Source organism: Micromonospora maris AB-18-032 (assembly GCF_000204155.1).
Taxonomy (GTDB): domain Bacteria; phylum Actinomycetota; class Actinomycetes; order Mycobacteriales; family Micromonosporaceae; genus Micromonospora; species Micromonospora gifhornensis.
Genome location: NC_015434.1, coordinates 1,254,282 through 1,269,529 on the forward strand (window position 1 = coordinate 1,254,282; position 15,248 = coordinate 1,269,529).

Genomic DNA, 15,248 nt, shown 5'->3' on the forward strand with positions numbered 1-15,248 from the left:
ACCTGCTCCTCTTACTCGGTCGGTACCACGGTGACCGGAATGGCCGGGTCACCTGCGGAAAGCTTCAGTCCCTCCCACGGGATGGAGATCAGGCACTGCCGCAGGTGATCCCGCGACTCGTCAAGCGTCGGCAGGGCCACCGCCTCGCCGCCGGTCAGGTACGACCGTTGCAGCAGCCGGTCGTTCGGGTGCCGGTCCGGCACGCCCTGCGGGACGATGATCTCCTCGGTGGCGGTGCCGGTCGGCTTGTGCCGGCGTACGGCGACCTTGCGCCCGCCGATGGTGGCCTTCTGCTCGGAGCGCTTCACCACCGGACGTCCCTCGACCTCGACCAGCTTGTAGACCAGGCCGGCGGTGGGCGCGCCGGAGCCGGTCACCACCGAGGTGCCGGCACCGTACATGTCGACCGGCTCGGCGGCCAGCGCGGCGATGGCGTACTCGTCGAGGTCACCCGAGACGATGATCTTGGTTTCGGTGGCGCCGAGCGAGTCCAGCAACTCCCGAGACTGCTGGGCGATCACCGCCAGGTCACCGGAGTCGATCCGGACCGCCCGTAGCTCCGGCCCGGCCACCTCGATCGCGTTGCGGATGCCCTGACTGATGTCGTACGTGTCGACCAGCAGCGTGGTCTGGCTGCCCAGCGTGGCGACCTGCGAGGCGAACGCGGTCCGCTCGTCGTCGTGCAGCAGGGTGAACGCGTGCGCGGCGGTGCCGGCGGTGGGGATGCCGTACCGCTGACCGGCGGCCAGGTTGGAGGTGAACTGGAACCCGGCCAGGTACGCCGCCCGGGCCGCCGCCACCGCGGCCTCCTCGTGCGCCCGGCGGGACCCCATCTCGATCAGGGCGCGACCTCGGGCCGCGGTCACCATCCGGGCCGCGGCGGCCGCCACCGCGCAGTCGTGGTTGAGCACCGACAGCACCACCGTCTCCAACACCACGCACTCGGCGAAGGTGCCGGAGACGGTGAGGATGGGCGACCCGGGGAAGAACAACTCACCCTCGGCGTACCCGTCGATGTCGCCGGTGAACCGGTAGTCGGCCAGCCACGCGGCGGCCGGCTCGTCCACCACGCCGGTACGCCGCAAGAAGTCGATCTCGGCCGGGTCGAAGCGGAACTCGCGGATCAGCTCCATCAGCCGCGCGGTGCCGGCGACCACGCCGTAGCGACGTCCGGCGGGCAACCGGCGACTGAACACCTCGAAGACGCAGTGGCGGTGCGCTGTGCCGTCCCGCAGGGCGGCACTGACCATGGTCAGCTCGTAGTGGTCGGTCAACAGCGCGGGACGAAGGGTGTGCACGCCCTCAGCCTAGAGTTCAGGTGCTCGTCGTGCCGTCGTGCCCCGGGATCGTCCGCAATGCCGCCTTCAACTCCGCACGACCGTTGAGCCCGAGCTTGGTGTACACCCGCTGCAGGTGGTTCTCCACCGTACGGGCGGAGAGGAAGAGTTGTTCGGCGATGGCCCGGCTGGTTTCGCCGTCCGCCGCCAGTCGGGCCACCTGCCACTCCCGCTCGGTCAGCACCGGCGTGGCCGCCCGCAGGGCCGGGGTCTGCACCAGGTCGCAGCAGCCGAGCAGGACGGCGAGCCGCTCGCTGGCCACGGCGATGTCCGGCGAGCGGCGCTGCCGCAGCAGGTGCACGGCCCCTGCGGCGGCCTCCGCGGCCGGCAGGGCCAGCCCCAGATCCATGAAGTTGTCGGCGACCGAGAGCAACTGCTCGGGTGAGCCCTCGACAGCCGCCCGCGCATGCCGGGCCAGCAGCGGGGGAAGATCCCCGTCGACCCGTTCCGACAACTCGGCCAACCGCTGGGCGACGGTACGGCGGTTGTCGTCGGAACAGGTCGGGCCGGTCGCCGCGCCGGCCTCGCCGAGGCGTACCAGGTCGTGCAGGGCCAGCACCTCGTGCCCGGTGAAACCGTCGGCACGCAACCGACCGACCAGGTCGTGCAGGTGTGCCACGGCTGCGGGCAGGTCACCGCCGACGGCGAGCGCCGCCGCCCGGGCCTGCTCCAGCCACGGGTACAGCACCGCCATGTTCGGCGCGTGGATCCGGTCGGCCTCGGCCATCGCCTCGGCCGCCTGCCGGGCGTCACCGCGCAGGGCGGCGGCCTGCGCCCGCTCGGCCTGGGCCAGTCCGGCGTACACCCGGCTGGTAGCCAGGATCGCGCAGGCGCCGAGCGCGGCCTGCAGGGCGGTGTCGCTGCGCCCGCGCAGCCGTGCCGCGTACGCCCGCAGGATCGCCAGATATCCGCTGCCGAGCCGGAAGTCACCCGCGTCGGCCAGGTCGGCGAACTCGTCCGCGACCAGCCGGTCGATGCCGGCCAGGTCGCCGGAGAGCGCCAGCCGGGTGCCCCGAGCCAGCTCCACCGCGAGTTGCAGGTACGGCATGTCCGCCCGCCAACTGGCCGCCTTCGCCTGGACCAGGTCCACCGCCGTGGCGCTGCGGCACAGCTGACCCTGCACGGCCTGAAGGTGGGCGATGGTGCACCGGGCCAGCTCACGCGCGGCGGTGCTGGCCGCCGGCCGGTCCAGGACGCCCTGCGCGAGCCGCAGCGCGGCCGGCGCGTCCAGCCGGTGCAGACGCATGATCCCCTCGAAGGCGCGGATCCGGGCCTGCGCGGCGAGATCGGTCAGGCTGGCGCCGCGCTCGGCGATCTCCTCCACCGTCGACTCCTGACTGAGCCCCCAGTAGCTGACCATGCCGCGGGCGGTCAGCCACCGGCTGAGCCGATCCTCGTCGTCGCTGTCGGGAGCGACGGCGTCGAGCACACCGAGCGCCTCGGCCGGCCGGTCGGCGAACATCAGGATGGTGGCCAGCAGCTCCGCCGCGTTGAAGCCGCCGTCGGCGTCGAGCGCCGCCCGCGCCAGCCGGGTCGCCAACGGTACGTCGTACCGGGCGAACGCCTGCCCGGCGGCGGCGACAAGCATCGACGGATCCTGCGCGGTGCCGGAGTCCAGTCGCCAGACCGCCACCCGCAGCAGATCCTCCCGCCGCCGTTTACCGACCCCCTCCAACAGTTCGGCCAGGTCCGCCTGCAACCGACGGGTCCGGCTGACCGGGCACTGCCGGCGTACCACCTCGCCGTAGAGCGGATGGGCCAGCCGGACGTCGAGCCGCCGGTCGGACTTGACCATCGTGATCAGCCCACGTTCCTCAGCGGTCTCCACATCGGTCTGACTGGCGGCCCGGTAGAGCAGTTGGAGCCCCAGCGGCTCGCCGAAGGCGACCAACTCGACCACCGTGCGCACCCCGGGGCTGAGCTGGCCGATCCGGATGTCGATCAGATCCGTGAGGCTGGGGGCGAGCTCCAGCCGCCCGGTCCAGGTCCAGATGCCGTACCGCCTGGTGAGCTCCTCGCTGCCCTGGGCGGCGTGCACCAGCTCGCGCAGCAGCAGCGGATTGCCGGAGCTGAGCCGGCCGAGCCGGTCCGACGAGCCGCCGTCGACCGGGCCACCGAGGATGGCGGCGAGCAGCCCGGCGGTCTCGGTCGGCGCCAGTGGACTGAGCTCGGCGTGCTCGACCAGCCCGTCCGTCCACAGTGCCCTGATCGGCAGCGGGATCTGCTCACCGTCGCGCAGCGTGCCTACCACGCAGGCGTTCTCGGAACGGGCCACCAGGTGCACCAGGGCCGCCGACGGCGGATCCAGCAGATGCGCGTCGTCGACCGCGAGCACGATCCGTCGACCGGCGGCCTGCTGCTGCAACACGTCGACCGCCCACCGCAGGATGCCGGCGGGCGAGAGCCCTTGCGGTTGCTCGACGGGAAGGACCTGCACCAGGCCACCGAAGGGCATCGCCGCGGTGGTGGCGCTGGCCGCGATCCACCAGACCGCGTAGTTCTCGGCGGGCAGGGCGGCCATGCCCTCCCGCAGCAGGCGACTCTTGCCGATGCCGGCGCTGCCGGTGAAGAACATCCCCCGTCCCTGAGGGCCGGTCACCGCCGCATGCAGGCGGTCGAGTTCCATCGTGCGGCCCACGAACCTCCACGGAGTCATCCGCGCAGCATATCGACGTTACTGCGCGTCGACCGGTAGCCCGACCGGGCGAAGTTGAGTAGTGCCACAGTTACCGCTGAGTACTCGATTTGTCTCGTACGCGACGCTGGCGGCCGTACTCTTCCGGCATCCGGATGTCGCCACCGGATGCTCACGCGGCCGGCGCTGCCGGTCGCCTTGCCACGGAGGCCGCCGCCTGATGAAGCCGGGCCCTCTCCATCACCTGGGTACGACCGACGGCACGCCGGGCCTATCGGGCACCGGTCCGTTTCCGGAACGGCTCGGGGTCAGCGCCACCAGCCCGCGCGAGCCGCTCGCGGTGATCGCCGTCGGCCCGGCCGGTGCCGGCCGCACCGAGGTGCTCGCCGCGCTGCTGGAACTCGACGCCGGCATGCTCACCACCCTGGCCGGTAGCTGGCTGGTGGTACGCCATGCCCTACAGCCTTCCCGGGCCGCCTTCGTGCCCGGCTACCGGCAGCCGCACTCGTACCGGGTGGACCTGCCCACGGTGGGGCCGGCCCTGGCGCGGCCGCCGCGCCGGGTCGAGTTGAACCTTCCCGAGCCGTTGCTGAAGCACTTCGCCCTGGTCGACACGCCGGACACCGGGACGATGGGCCCGGCCGGCGGACAGATCCTGCTGGACGCGGTCGGTCGGGCCGGTGCCCTGCTCTTCGTGATCGCGGCGGACCAGTCCTTCAGCTCCGCCGAGTTGAACCTGCTCGCCGAGATCGCAGGAACCCCGGTGCAGGTCTTCTTCGCGGTCACGCCGGGCACCGGCAACCCCACGATCGATCCGGCCGCCGTCGACGCGTGCCGGGCCGCGCTGCTCGCCGCTGTGCCGGGACTGGCCGACGCCCGCTGGTTCCCGATCATCAACGGTGACGCGGCCGACCTGAAGCGGGCCATGGTCGCCTGGGCCGCCGACGAAGGGCTGTGCCGCGCCAGCGGCGAGCCGCCGGAGCTGCCCGGTACGCACGGTCGGGTGCCGGTGGTGGCGGAGCCGGGGGCCTGGTCCGAACAACTCGACCGGCAGTCGCGTGCGGCCGCCCAGCGGATCCGTCAGTGTCTGGCGCTGGAGTTGGCCAGGGTGCACCTGCGCGTGGTGCAGGACATCCTCTTCGGCGGCGGCTGCGCCGGCCTGCCCCAACTGGTCGACCGTGAGATGGAGGCATTGTCGCTGCTGGCCACCGCGCAGTGCGACCACGCCGTACGGGTGCTCGTCGACGACATCGCCGGTCGGCTCTTCGGCGGGCCGTTGGCGGCCGGCGTCCGGCAGCGGATCTACCAGGCCGTCGCCTGGAGCATGCCCGAGCACACTCCCGGACCGGAGCTGGAGCGAGTGCTGCTGATCACCAGTACCGCGGGTGTCGCGGGGCTGAGCGGCGCCGCCGCGATCGACGCGCTGTCGACGTATCCCGGGCCGGCCCGCAGTGAGGTGCTTCCGCCGGTGGCGGTGGCGCTGTCGGGTGGCTGCTGGCAGCACTGGCGTACCCCGGCGAACAACGACCCGGACGCGGCCCGGGCCTGGGCCCAGCGCGCCCTGCGCGAGATCGAACTGGAACTGTCCCGAGAGGTTGCCCGCCGTTTCGAGGCGATCCGCATTTCGCTCGGCACGGTGCTCTCCGATGCTGCCGAACACGGCATCCTGCTCGCCTGACCGCCCGTCGGCGCACCCCGTCGGCGGCCCCGGCGGGGTGCCTGCGGGTGCTGCCGGAAGGCGGTCCGGCGTTCCGGTTCCTCGGTTCCGCCGATCCGGTGGCACGATGGGGGGCATGGCGGCTCCACAGGTTGCACCGGTCGAGACTCCGGCCACCGACGAGGTGTCGGCTTCGGACCGGCCGTGGGTGACGATCGTGTGGGACGACCCGGTCAACCTGATGAGCTATGTGACCTGGGTCTTCCAGAAGCTCTTCGGGTACAGCCGGGAGAAGGCCGAGCAGTTGATGTTGGACGTGCACCACAAGGGCAAGGCCGTGGTCTCCAGCGGCGCCCGGGAACGCATGGAACACGACGCCGCGCAGTTGCACGCGTACGGGCTCTGGGCGACGGTGGACCGGTCGTGAGCATGTTCCGCCGTCAGGGCGACCGGTATGTCGCCAGCTTGGCCGTCGACGAGGTACGCGTGCTGCGCAAGGTCGCCTCCGAGGTGGTCGGCCTGCTCACCGACGGGTTCGACCACACCGATCCGGTGGTGTGCCGGCTGTTCCCCGAGGTGTATCCGGACGACGCGGCGGGGACCGCGGAGTTCCGCAGGTACACCGAAGGTGACCTGAAGACCGCGAAAATCGACCAGGCCGGGGCGATCCTGGCGGCGCTGCCCGGCGAGGGCGGCGGCGAGGTACTCCTGGACGCCGAGGCGGCCGAGGCGTGGCTGCGGGCACTCAACGACGCCCGGCTGGCGATGGGCGTACGGCTGGAGATCAAGGACGGGACGGACCTGGGCGCCGAGCTCGACGACGCGGTGGCCGAAGATCCCTCCTCCAGCCGGGTGTTCCAACTTTCGGTCTACGCATACCTGGGCTACCTCCAGGAATCCCTGCTCAACGCCTTGATCGAGTGAGTGTGACCCGCGCCGCCTCGCGGATCGCCAGCGGCGGGCGCTAGGCTTGGCGACGTGCTGACCATCGACCGGTCGATCGTTGACGCGATCGTCGCCCACGCCCGTCGGGACCACCCTGACGAGGCCTGTGGCGTGGTCGCCGGCCCGGTAGGCAGCGACAAGCCCACCCGGCACATCCCGATGGAGAACGCCGCCCGCTCGATGACGTTCTACGAGTTCGACTCGATGGAGCAGTTGCGGGTCTGGCGGGAGATGGACGATCGGGACGAGGAGCCCGTCGTCATCTACCACTCGCACACCGCCACCGAGGCGTACCCGTCACGTACGGACATCGCCTTCGCCGGCGAGCCGGGCGCACACTACCTGCTCGTTTCCACCCGGGAACCGGACACCGAGGAGATTCGCTCCTTCCGGATCGTGGACGGGATGGTGACCGAGGAGCCGGTGCGGATTCTCGACGCCGGGGTGGATCCGCACGCCGTGCAGTCCTACATGTTCGGGCAGAGCCCGGCGACTGTCGACTACGAGTGTTCGGGCAGCTGATCCCAGCCCCGCACACCCTTTCCGGCACGTCACCGAGCACACCTGATCAAGGAGTAAGACATCATGGCCATCGAGGTTCGCATCCCCACCATCCTGCGCAGCTACACCGGCGGCGCGAAGGTCGTCGAGGGCAGCGGCGACACCCTGAACGACCTGCTCGCCGACCTTGACTCCCGGCACGCCGGGCTGCGGGCGCGGCTGGTCACCGACGCGGGCGCGCTGCACCGCTTCGTCAACGTCTACGTCAACGACGAGGACGTACGCTTCCTCGGCGCGCTGGACGCCAAGCTCTCCGACGGCGACAGCGTCACCATCCTGCCGGCCGTGGCCGGCGGCGCGTTCGGCTTCGCCGCCGCTGCGGCGATCGCGCAGCACGGCCGTACGCCCGTCACCGCCGGCTGAGGCGAGCTCGATGGCGCGGTACGAGAGCCTGCTGGACGCCTGCGGCGGCACACCTCTGGTGGGCCTGCCCCGACTGTCGCCGACGGTGCCCGAGGGGGCGCCGCCGGTGCGGCTGTGGGCCAAGCTTGAGGACCGCAACCCGACCGGCAGCATCAAGGACCGGGCGGCGTTGTTCATGGTCCGGGCCGCCGAGGCGGCCGGCAGGCTCCGCCCGGGCGACACGATCCTGGAGCCGACCAGCGGCAACACCGGCATCTCCCTGGCCATGGTGGCCAAGCTGCGCGGTTACCGGCTGGTCTGCGTGATGCCGGAGAACGTCTCCACCGAGCGGGTGCAGTTGCTCCGGATGTACGGCGCGGAGATCATCTTCTCGCCGGCGGCCGGTGGCTCGAACCAGGCGGTCGCCACCGCCAAGCAGATCGCCGGCGAGCATCCGGACTGGGTGATGCTCTTCCAGTACGGCAACGAGGCAAACGCCCGGGCGCACTACGAGACGACCGGCCCGGAGCTGCTGCACGACCTGCCGACGATCACGCACTTCGTGGCCGGGCTGGGCACCACCGGCACCCTGATGGGGACCGGCCGCTACCTGCGGGAGAAGGTCGAAGGCATTCAGATCGTCGCGGCCGAGCCGCGCTACGGCGAACTGGTCTACGGCCTGCGCAACATCGACGAGGGGTACGTCCCGGAGCTCTACGACGCCACCGTGCTCAACCGGCGGTTCTCCGTGGGCACCCGGGACGCGGTGTTGCGGACCCGGCAGCTGGTCGAGGTCGAGGGGTTGTTCGTCGGCTTCTCCACCGGGGCGATCCTGCACGCGGCGTTGGCCGTGGCGCACGAGGCGGTCCGTGACGGCCGTCGCGCCGACGTGGCGTTCGTGGTCAGTGACGGCGGCTGGAAGTACCTCAGCACCGGGGCGTACGGCGGCACCCTCGCCGACGCGGAGGAGGCCCTGGAGGGGCAGCTCTGGGCCTGACCCTGTGCGGAAAGTGACGACTCCGAGGGCCACCGGCGGTACGCCGGTGGCCCTCGTCCGTCGGCCTTGACTGACTGGCCACTCAGCCAACGTCGACTCGATCGGACGGCCGGGGTGGGTGTCACGTTGGTGACAACTTCCAGCGGATCATTCTTGCCTTCGCATCGGCGGGCGTAGGCTGCGCAGCGTGGCGTACGCGTCGGTAGTGATCACCGCCGGAGCGGTGGCCCGGAAGATCACCACCTACCGTGACAGCGAGACAACTCGATGCGATTGACCGTCCTGGGCTGTGCGGGCAGCTTCCCCGGACCCGAGTCCCCCTGTTCGGCCTATCTGATCGAGGCCGAGGACTTCCGGCTTCTGATCGATTTCGGCCCTGGCTCGCTGTCCACCCTGCAGCGTTACGCCGGGCTGCACGCCCCCGACGCCATCCTCCTGACCCACCTGCACTGCGACCACATCCTGGACGCCACGTCGTACGTGGTGGTGCGCCGGTACGCCCCGGACGGCCCGTATCCGCCGTTGCCGGTCTACGCCCCGGCCGGCGCCCCGGAACGGCTCGCCACCGCGTACGGGCAGGAGGGCGCCAGCGTCGAGGACGTCTACCAGTTCTACGCACTGGAGCCCGGCACCTTCCCGATCGGCCCGTTCACCGTCACCGTCGACCGGGTGCTGCACCCCATCGAGACGTACGGGGTGCGGCTGGAGCACGACGGCCGGGTGCTCTGCTACTCCGGGGACACCGCGCCCTGCGAGGCGTTGATCCGGCTGGCCCAGAACGCGGACACGTTCCTCTGCGAGGCGAGCTACCTCGACGGCGTCGACAACCCGCCGGATCTGCACCTCACCGGCCGGGAGGCGGGCGAGGCGGCGGCCAAGGCGGGCGTCGGTCGGCTGCTGCTGACCCACCTGGTGGCCGCCTGGGGCAGCGAGGCGCACACCGTCGCCTCCGCCGCCGCCGCGTACACCGGGCCGCTGGAAGTGGTCCGCCCCGGCTCCACGTACGACATCTGAGTCGCCGGCCGGGCACCGGGGGACGGTTCGATCACGGCACCGCATAGGGTGCAGGCATGGCGCGACCTGACGGGCGGCAGCCCGACCAACTCCGTCCGGTGACCCTCACCCGAGGCTGGAGTACCCATCCCGAGGGATCGGTGCTTGTGGAGTTCGGCGCGACCCGGGTGCTCTGCACGGCGAGCGTCACCGAGGGGGTGCCCCGCTGGCGTCGGGGCTCCGGGCTCGGCTGGGTCACCGCCGAGTACGCGATGCTGCCCCGGGCCACCAACACCCGCTCGGACCGGGAGAGCGTCAAGGGCCGGGTCGGTGGGCGTACCCACGAGATCTCCCGGCTGATCGGCCGCAGCCTGCGCGCCGCCATCGACCTCAAGGCGCTCGGCGAGAACTCGATCGTGCTCGACTGCGACGTGCTCCAGGCCGACGGCGGTACCCGGACCGCCGCGATCACCGGGGCGTACGTGGCCCTGCACGACGCGGTCAGCTGGCTCGCCGCCCGCAAGGCCCTGACCGGCACCCCGGAGAAGGTGATGCACCGGTCTGTCGCCGCGATCAGCGTCGGTGTCGTCGCCGGCGAGCCGCGCCTGGATCTGTGCTACGACGAGGACGTGGCCGCCGAGGTCGACATGAACGTCGTCTGCACCGGCGCCGGTGACTTCGTCGAGGTGCAGGGCACCGGTGAGGCCGGCGTGTTCGCCCGCGACCAGTTGGACGCCCTGCTCGACCTGGCCACCGTCGGCTGTCTGGACCTGGCCGAAGCCCAGCGAAAGGCTCTTGGCTCCCTGTGAAGCGCGAGGAGTGAGCTTGCGAGCCCCGCAGTCGCGAACGAAAGGTAGCCCCTGTGAAGCGCGAGGAGTGAGCTTGCGAGCCCCGCAGTCGCGAACGAAAGGTGGTTCTCTATGAACAAGGTGCTGCTCGCCACCCGTAACCGCAAGAAGCTCATCGAGTTGCAGCGCATCCTCGACGGCGCGCTCGGCGCGCACCGGATCGCCCTGGTCGGGTTGGACGACGTCGAGGCGTACCCGGAGTTGCCGGAGACCGGGCTCACCTTCGGGGAGAACGCGCTGATCAAGGCGCGGGAGGGCTGCCGGCGCACCGGGCTGCCGACGATCGCGGACGACTCCGGGCTGGCGGTGGACGCGCTCAACGGCATGCCGGGGGTGTTCAGCGCCCGCTGGGCCGGTCGGCACGGTGACGACGAGGCCAACCTGCAACTGGTGCTCGACCAGATCGGTGACGTGCCGGACGAGCACCGGGGCGCCTCCTTCGTGTGCACGGTGGCGCTGGTGCTGCCCGGTGGCAAGGAGCATCTGGTGGACGGCCGGCAGCAGGGTCGGCTGCTGCGCGCCCCGCGCGGCGACGGTGGCTTCGGCTACGACCCGATCTTCCTCGGCGACGGTCAGGACCGCACCAACGCCGAGCTGACCCCGCAGGAGAAGGACGCCATCAGCCACCGCGGCAAGGCCCTACGCGAACTGGCCGCCCTGGTCGCCAAGGTCCTCTGACCCCGCGAGGTCCGCCGTCTCGCTGAGCATCGGGATCTTGGTATGAAATCGCCCCTCCAGGGGCGCTGCCGTACCAAGATCCCGACGGTGCCGAGGTCCAGGGAGCTAGTCGAGGGTGCCGACCGCCTGCTCGATGGTGGTGCGGAGGGTGGGGGTGGCGACCACCTCGCGGGCGGCCTCCATCACCGGCGCGAGGAAGACATCGGGGCCGGGCTCGCCGGCGATCTCGCCGAGCGCGGCGATGGCGGCCCGCCCGGCGGGTGACGGGGTCAGCGGGGCCCGCAGTTGCAGTCCGCGTACGGCGGCCAGCAGCTCCACCGCGAGCAGGCTGGTCAGGTTGTCCAGCACGGTACGCAGCTTCTTGGCCGCCGCCCAGCCCATCGAGACGTGGTCCTCCTGCATCCCGCTGGTGGGCAGCGAGTCCACCGAGGCGGGCGCGGCCAACCGGCGGTTCTCCGCGACGATGCCGGCCGCCGTGTACTGAGCGATCATCAGCCCGGAGTTCACCCCGGCATCGGGGGAGAGGAACGCCGGCAGGTCACGGGAGCGGGTCACGTCCAGCAGCCGGTCCACCCGGCGCTCGGCGATCGCGCCGACCTCGGCGGCTGCGATGGCCAGGAAGTCCGCGGCGAACCCGAGCGGAGCGCCGTGGAAGTTGCCTGTCGACTCGACTCGGCCGTCCGGCAGCACCACCGGGTTGTCCACCACCGACAGCAGTTCCCGCCCGGCCACCGTACGCACGAAGTCCAGGGTGTCCCGGGCCGCGCCGGCCACCTGCGGGGCGCACCGCATCGAGTAGGCGTCCTGCACCGCGTGGTCGACGTCGTCGCGGTGCGAGTCCATCACCGCGGAGTTCTGCAGCAGCCGGTGGATGTTGGCCGCCGAGCGGCCCTGCCCGGGGTGCGGGCGGATGGCGTGCAGCTCCGGCAGGAAGGGTCGGTCCGAGCCGAGCATCGCCTCGATGGCCAGCGCGGCGGTCACGTCGGCCATGGTGAACAGGTGCGCCGCGTCGTCGATGGCCAGCAGCAGCATGCCGAGCATGCCGTCGGTGCCGTTGATCAGCGCCAGCCCCTCCTTGGCGGCCAGCTCGATCGGGGCGAGCCCGGCCTGGCGCAGCACGTCTGCGGCGGGCAGCCGCTGACCGTCGGGACCGAGCACCCAACCCTCGCCGAGCAGCACCAGGGCGCAGTGCGCCAGCGGCGCCAGGTCACCCGAGGCGCCCAGCGAACCGTGCTCGGGCACCCACGGGGTGACGTCGTGGTTGAGCAGGTCCACAAGCGCCGAGGCGACAAGCGGGCGGACGCCCGAGTGGCCCAGGGCCAGCGAGCGGACCCGCAGCAGCATCATCGCCCGGACCACCTCGCGGGGCATCGGCGCACCGACCCCGGCGGCGTGCGAGCGGATCAACGCGTGCTGCAACTCGGCGCGGCGTTCGGGGGCCACGAAGGTGTTGGCCAGCGCCCCGAAGCCGGTGGAGACGCCGTACACCGGGCGGCCGGCGGCCTCGATGCCGTCCACGATGGACCGACTGGTCGCCATGGCGTCCAGGGTGGCCGGGTCGAGGACGACCTTGGCGGTGCCCCGGGCCACGGCGAGCACGTCGGCGGGACAGATTCCGGTGGGCTGGATGGTCACGGTCATCGCGGTACTCCGTTGTGCAGGACCTGGCGGATCAGAGGCACCCCCGGCCGGTAGGCCAGGTGCAGGTGGGACGGGGCGTCGAGGATGATCAGGTCGGCCCGGGCGCCGGGCCGCAGCACCCCGACGTCGTCGCGGCGCAACGCCCGCGCGCCACCGGCGGTCGCCGCCCACACCGCCTCCGCCGGGGTCATCCCCATCTCGCGTACGGCCAGCGCGATGCAAAACGGCATCGACGAGGTGTACGACGAACCGGGGTTGCAGTCGGTGGCCAGCGCCACTGTGACACCGGCGTCGAGCAGTCGACGGGCATCCGGGTAGGGCGACCTGGTGGAGAACTCGGCACCGGGCAGCAGGGTGGCCACGGTCGTCGTCTGCGGCCCGGCCGGTGTGTCGACGGCCGTCGAGGCCAGCGCGTCGATGTCGGCGTCGGTCAGGTGGGTGCAGTGGTCCACGCTGGCCGCGTCCAACTCCACCCCGAGCTGCACCCCCGGGCCGGGGCCGAGTTGGTTGGCGTGCACCCGCACGCCGAGCCCCATAGCCTGGCCACAGGCGAGGATCGCGCGGGCGTGGTCGGCGTCGAAGGCGCCCCGTTCGCAGAACACGTCGATCCAGCGGGCGTACGGTGCGGCGGCGGCCAGCATCGGCCCGCACACCAGCCCGACGTACTCGTCGGGGCGGTCGGCGTACTCGGCGGGGACCACGTGCGCGCCGAGGAAGGTGGTCTCCCCGCTGACCTCGGCGGCGATGCGCAGCGAGCGGGCCTCGTCGGCGACAGTCAGGCCGTACCCACTCTTGATCTCGATCGTGGTGGTGCCCTGCCGCAACGCCTCGGCGTGCAGCCGGCGCACGGTGGCGCGCAGTTCGTCGTCGGAGGCGGCGCGGGTGGCGCCGACCGTGGTGCGGATGCCGCCGCCGGTGTACGGCTGCCCGGCCATCCGGGCAGCGAACTCGGCGGCCCGGTCCCCGGCGAAGACCAGATGGGCGTGGCTGTCCACGAAGCCGGGCAGCACCGCCGCGCCCTCGGCGTCGATGCGCCGGTCGGCGGCCGGGGCGTCGCCGGTCGGACCTACCCAGACCACCTCGCCCTGCTCGACGAGCATCGCCGCGCGTCGCCGGATGCCCAGCGGCCCGCCCTCACCCGTGCCCGCCACATTGGTGACCAACTCACCGATGTTGTGGATCAGCAGACTACCGACGCTGTGCCCTCTTTTGTTCGCGACTGCGGGGCTCGCAAGCTCACTCCTCGCGCTCACGGTGTCACCTCCGCGATGGCGTCAGCCAGTTCCTGCGGTACGTCGACGGTGAGGTGGTGGCCGTCGCGGACCAGGACCCGGCCGTCCACCACCACCTGGGTGACGTCGGCGGCGCCGGCGGCGAACCAGACCCCGGCCGGGGCGACCCCGGCGGTGCGTACGCTGTCCAGCCGCACGGTGACCAGGTCGGCGCGGCCACCGACGGCGATCCGCCCGGCGTCGGTCCACCCCAGCGCGGCATGTCCGGCCGCACTCGCCGCGTGCAACAGCTCCGCCGGGGCGAAATGCCCCCGCTTGCGGGTACGCAGCCGCTCGTCCAGTTCGACCGCGCGGGCCTCCTCGAACGGGTCGATCACGGCGTGGCTGTCGCTGCCCAGGCTGAGCGGGATGCCGGCCTCGGCCATCCGGCGGGCCGGGCCGATGCCGTCGGCGAGGTCCCGTTCGGTGGTGGGGCAGAGGCAGACCCCGCTGCGGCTCTCCCCGAGCAGGCCGATGTCGCCGCTTGTCGGATGGGTGGCGTGCACCGCGGTGGTGGCCGGGCCGAGCACGCCGTGGTCGGCCAGCAGCCCGGTCGGGGTCCGCCCGTGCACCGCCCGGCAGGCGTCGTTCTCGGCCGGCTGCTCCGACAGGTGCACGTGCAGTGGCGCGTCCCGCCGGTGCGCCCAGCCGGCCACCGTGGCGAGTTGCTCGGCGGGCACCGCGCGCACCGAGTGGATCGCCGCGCCGAGCCGGGCGTGCCTGCCGTCGGGGGTGAACGCGGAGACCCGGTCGGCCCAGCGCAGCGCGTCACCGTCACCGAAGCGCAGCTGCGAACCGGTCAACGGCTGACCGTCCACTGTGGCGGTCAGGTAACAGGTGTCCAGCAGGGTCAGCCGGATCCCGGCGTGCGCCGCCGCCTCGACCAGCGCCGCGCTCATCGCGTTCGGGTCGTCGTACGGGGTGCCGCCGGCACCGTGGTGCAGGTAGTGGAACTCGCCGACGCAGGTGATCCCGGCCAGGGCCATCTCGGCGTAGACCGCCCGCGCCAACGCCAGGTAGGAGTCCGGGTTCAGGCGGGCGGTCACCGCGTACATCTGGTCGCGCCAGCTCCAGAAGTCACCGCGCCCACCGTGGGTGTGCCCGCGCAGCGCCCGGTGGAAAGCGTGCGAGTGGGCGTTGGCCAGGCCGGGCAGGGTCAGCCCTGGCAGCCAAACCGCGTCGGCCAGCACGTCGACCCCGGCGTCCGGTGGGCCGCCCGGCGACAGCGGCGTGACTGCGGTGATCCGGCCGTTGACCGTCTCGATCAGCACTTCCGGGGTCGGCGCGGCCCGTTCGGGCAACCAGGCGTACTCAGCGAGCCAGCGGGTCGACGTCATCGGGGC

General features: G+C 72.1%; 14 protein-coding genes. 9 read left to right on the forward strand and 5 right to left on the reverse strand.

Translation table 11 applies throughout. The annotated features are described in order from the left end of the window. Positions 1-11: 11 nt before the first annotated feature. Both VAB18032_RS05780 and VAB18032_RS05785 read right to left on the reverse strand, forming a co-directional pair. Positions 12-1,298, reverse strand: coding sequence for a nicotinate phosphoribosyltransferase (locus VAB18032_RS05780; RefSeq protein WP_013731858.1), 1,287 nt, complete (start codon positions 1,296-1,298; stop codon positions 12-14). Positions 1,299-1,314: 16 nt separating this feature from the next. Then, positions 1,315-3,993 carry a LuxR C-terminal-related transcriptional regulator gene (locus tag VAB18032_RS05785; RefSeq protein ID WP_043719795.1) on the reverse strand — a complete coding sequence of 893 codons (2,679 nt, stop codon included), beginning with the start codon at positions 3,991-3,993 and terminating at the stop codon, positions 1,315-1,317. Between the two features lie 199 nt (positions 3,994-4,192). On the opposite strand from VAB18032_RS05785, the gene VAB18032_RS05790 reads away from it, so the two are divergent. From VAB18032_RS05790 to rdgB, 9 genes are all read left to right on the forward strand, one after another. Beyond that, positions 4,193-5,650 (forward strand): P-loop NTPase family protein, encoded by a 1,458-nt coding sequence (locus VAB18032_RS05790; protein WP_013731860.1) that lies wholly within the window; start codon positions 4,193-4,195, stop codon positions 5,648-5,650. A gap of 115 nt (positions 5,651-5,765) precedes the next feature. After that, entirely contained in the window at positions 5,766-6,056 is a 291-nt protein-coding gene (clpS, locus tag VAB18032_RS05795) for an ATP-dependent Clp protease adapter ClpS (protein WP_013731861.1), read from the forward strand. A 2-nt stretch (positions 6,057-6,058) separates the two neighbouring features. Then, positions 6,059-6,553, forward strand: a complete 495-nt coding sequence (locus VAB18032_RS05800) for a DUF2017 domain-containing protein (protein WP_193386308.1) — start codon at positions 6,059-6,061, stop codon at positions 6,551-6,553. A gap of 54 nt (positions 6,554-6,607) precedes the next feature. Then, positions 6,608-7,096 (forward strand): M67 family metallopeptidase, encoded by a 489-nt coding sequence (locus VAB18032_RS05805; RefSeq protein WP_013731863.1) that lies wholly within the window; start codon positions 6,608-6,610, stop codon positions 7,094-7,096. A gap of 63 nt (positions 7,097-7,159) precedes the next feature. After that, positions 7,160-7,498, forward strand: a complete 339-nt coding sequence (locus tag VAB18032_RS05810; RefSeq protein ID WP_013731864.1) for a MoaD family protein — start codon at positions 7,160-7,162, stop codon at positions 7,496-7,498. A gap of 10 nt (positions 7,499-7,508) precedes the next feature. Beyond that, the gene (locus VAB18032_RS05815; RefSeq protein WP_013731865.1) at positions 7,509-8,474 is read left to right on the forward strand and encodes a PLP-dependent cysteine synthase family protein; all 966 of its coding nucleotides are present in this window, start codon (positions 7,509-7,511) and stop codon (positions 8,472-8,474) included. Positions 8,475-8,741: 267 nt separating this feature from the next. Then, on the forward strand, positions 8,742-9,488 hold the full coding sequence (locus tag VAB18032_RS05820; RefSeq protein WP_013731866.1) for an MBL fold metallo-hydrolase: 747 nt from the start codon (positions 8,742-8,744) through the stop codon (positions 9,486-9,488). A gap of 56 nt (positions 9,489-9,544) precedes the next feature. Then, positions 9,545-10,276 (forward strand): ribonuclease PH, encoded by a 732-nt coding sequence (gene rph / locus VAB18032_RS05825; RefSeq protein ID WP_013731867.1) that lies wholly within the window; start codon positions 9,545-9,547, stop codon positions 10,274-10,276. 111 nt (positions 10,277-10,387) lie between these two features. Continuing rightward, positions 10,388-10,993, forward strand: coding sequence for an RdgB/HAM1 family non-canonical purine NTP pyrophosphatase (gene rdgB / locus VAB18032_RS05830; RefSeq protein WP_013731868.1), 606 nt, complete (start codon positions 10,388-10,390; stop codon positions 10,991-10,993). A gap of 105 nt (positions 10,994-11,098) precedes the next feature. Here rdgB and hutH read toward each other — a convergent pair whose 3' ends face one another. From hutH to VAB18032_RS05845, 3 genes are all read right to left on the reverse strand, one after another. Then, positions 11,099-12,634 carry a histidine ammonia-lyase gene (gene hutH, locus VAB18032_RS05835; RefSeq protein ID WP_013731869.1) on the reverse strand — a complete coding sequence of 512 codons (1,536 nt, stop codon included), beginning with the start codon at positions 12,632-12,634 and terminating at the stop codon, positions 11,099-11,101. Then, entirely contained in the window at positions 12,631-13,785 is a 1,155-nt protein-coding gene (gene hutI / locus VAB18032_RS05840) for an imidazolonepropionase (protein WP_013731870.1), read from the reverse strand. Before hutI ends, hutH begins: the two co-directional genes overlap by 4 nt. 98 nt (positions 13,786-13,883) lie before the next feature. Then, positions 13,884-15,242, reverse strand: coding sequence for a formimidoylglutamate deiminase (locus VAB18032_RS05845; protein ID WP_013731871.1), 1,359 nt, complete (start codon positions 15,240-15,242; stop codon positions 13,884-13,886). Between the last annotated feature and the right edge of the window lie 6 nt (positions 15,243-15,248).

What these genes read in the sequence shown, in the direction of transcription:
- VAB18032_RS05785 (WP_043719795.1), bottom strand. Translation starts at nt 3,993, where the DNA reads ATGACTCCGTGGAGGTTCGTGGGCCGCACGATGGAACTCGACCGCCTG.
- VAB18032_RS05790 (WP_013731860.1), top strand. Translation starts at nt 4,193, where the DNA reads ATGAAGCCGGGCCCTCTCCATCACCTGGGTACGACCGACGGCACGCCG.
- clpS (WP_013731861.1), top strand. Translation starts at nt 5,766, where the DNA reads ATGGCGGCTCCACAGGTTGCACCGGTCGAGACTCCGGCCACCGACGAG.
- VAB18032_RS05800 (WP_193386308.1), top strand. Translation starts at nt 6,059, where the DNA reads ATGTTCCGCCGTCAGGGCGACCGGTATGTCGCCAGCTTGGCCGTCGAC.
- VAB18032_RS05810 (WP_013731864.1), top strand. Translation starts at nt 7,160, where the DNA reads ATGGCCATCGAGGTTCGCATCCCCACCATCCTGCGCAGCTACACCGGC.
- VAB18032_RS05815 (WP_013731865.1), top strand. Translation starts at nt 7,509, where the DNA reads ATGGCGCGGTACGAGAGCCTGCTGGACGCCTGCGGCGGCACACCTCTG.
- VAB18032_RS05820 (WP_013731866.1), top strand. Translation starts at nt 8,742, where the DNA reads ATGCGATTGACCGTCCTGGGCTGTGCGGGCAGCTTCCCCGGACCCGAG.
- rph (WP_013731867.1), top strand. Translation starts at nt 9,545, where the DNA reads ATGGCGCGACCTGACGGGCGGCAGCCCGACCAACTCCGTCCGGTGACC.
- rdgB (WP_013731868.1), top strand. Translation starts at nt 10,388, where the DNA reads ATGAACAAGGTGCTGCTCGCCACCCGTAACCGCAAGAAGCTCATCGAG.
- hutH (WP_013731869.1), bottom strand. Translation starts at nt 12,634, where the DNA reads ATGACCGTGACCATCCAGCCCACCGGAATCTGTCCCGCCGACGTGCTC.
- VAB18032_RS05845 (WP_013731871.1), bottom strand. Translation starts at nt 15,242, where the DNA reads ATGACGTCGACCCGCTGGCTCGCTGAGTACGCCTGGTTGCCCGAACGG.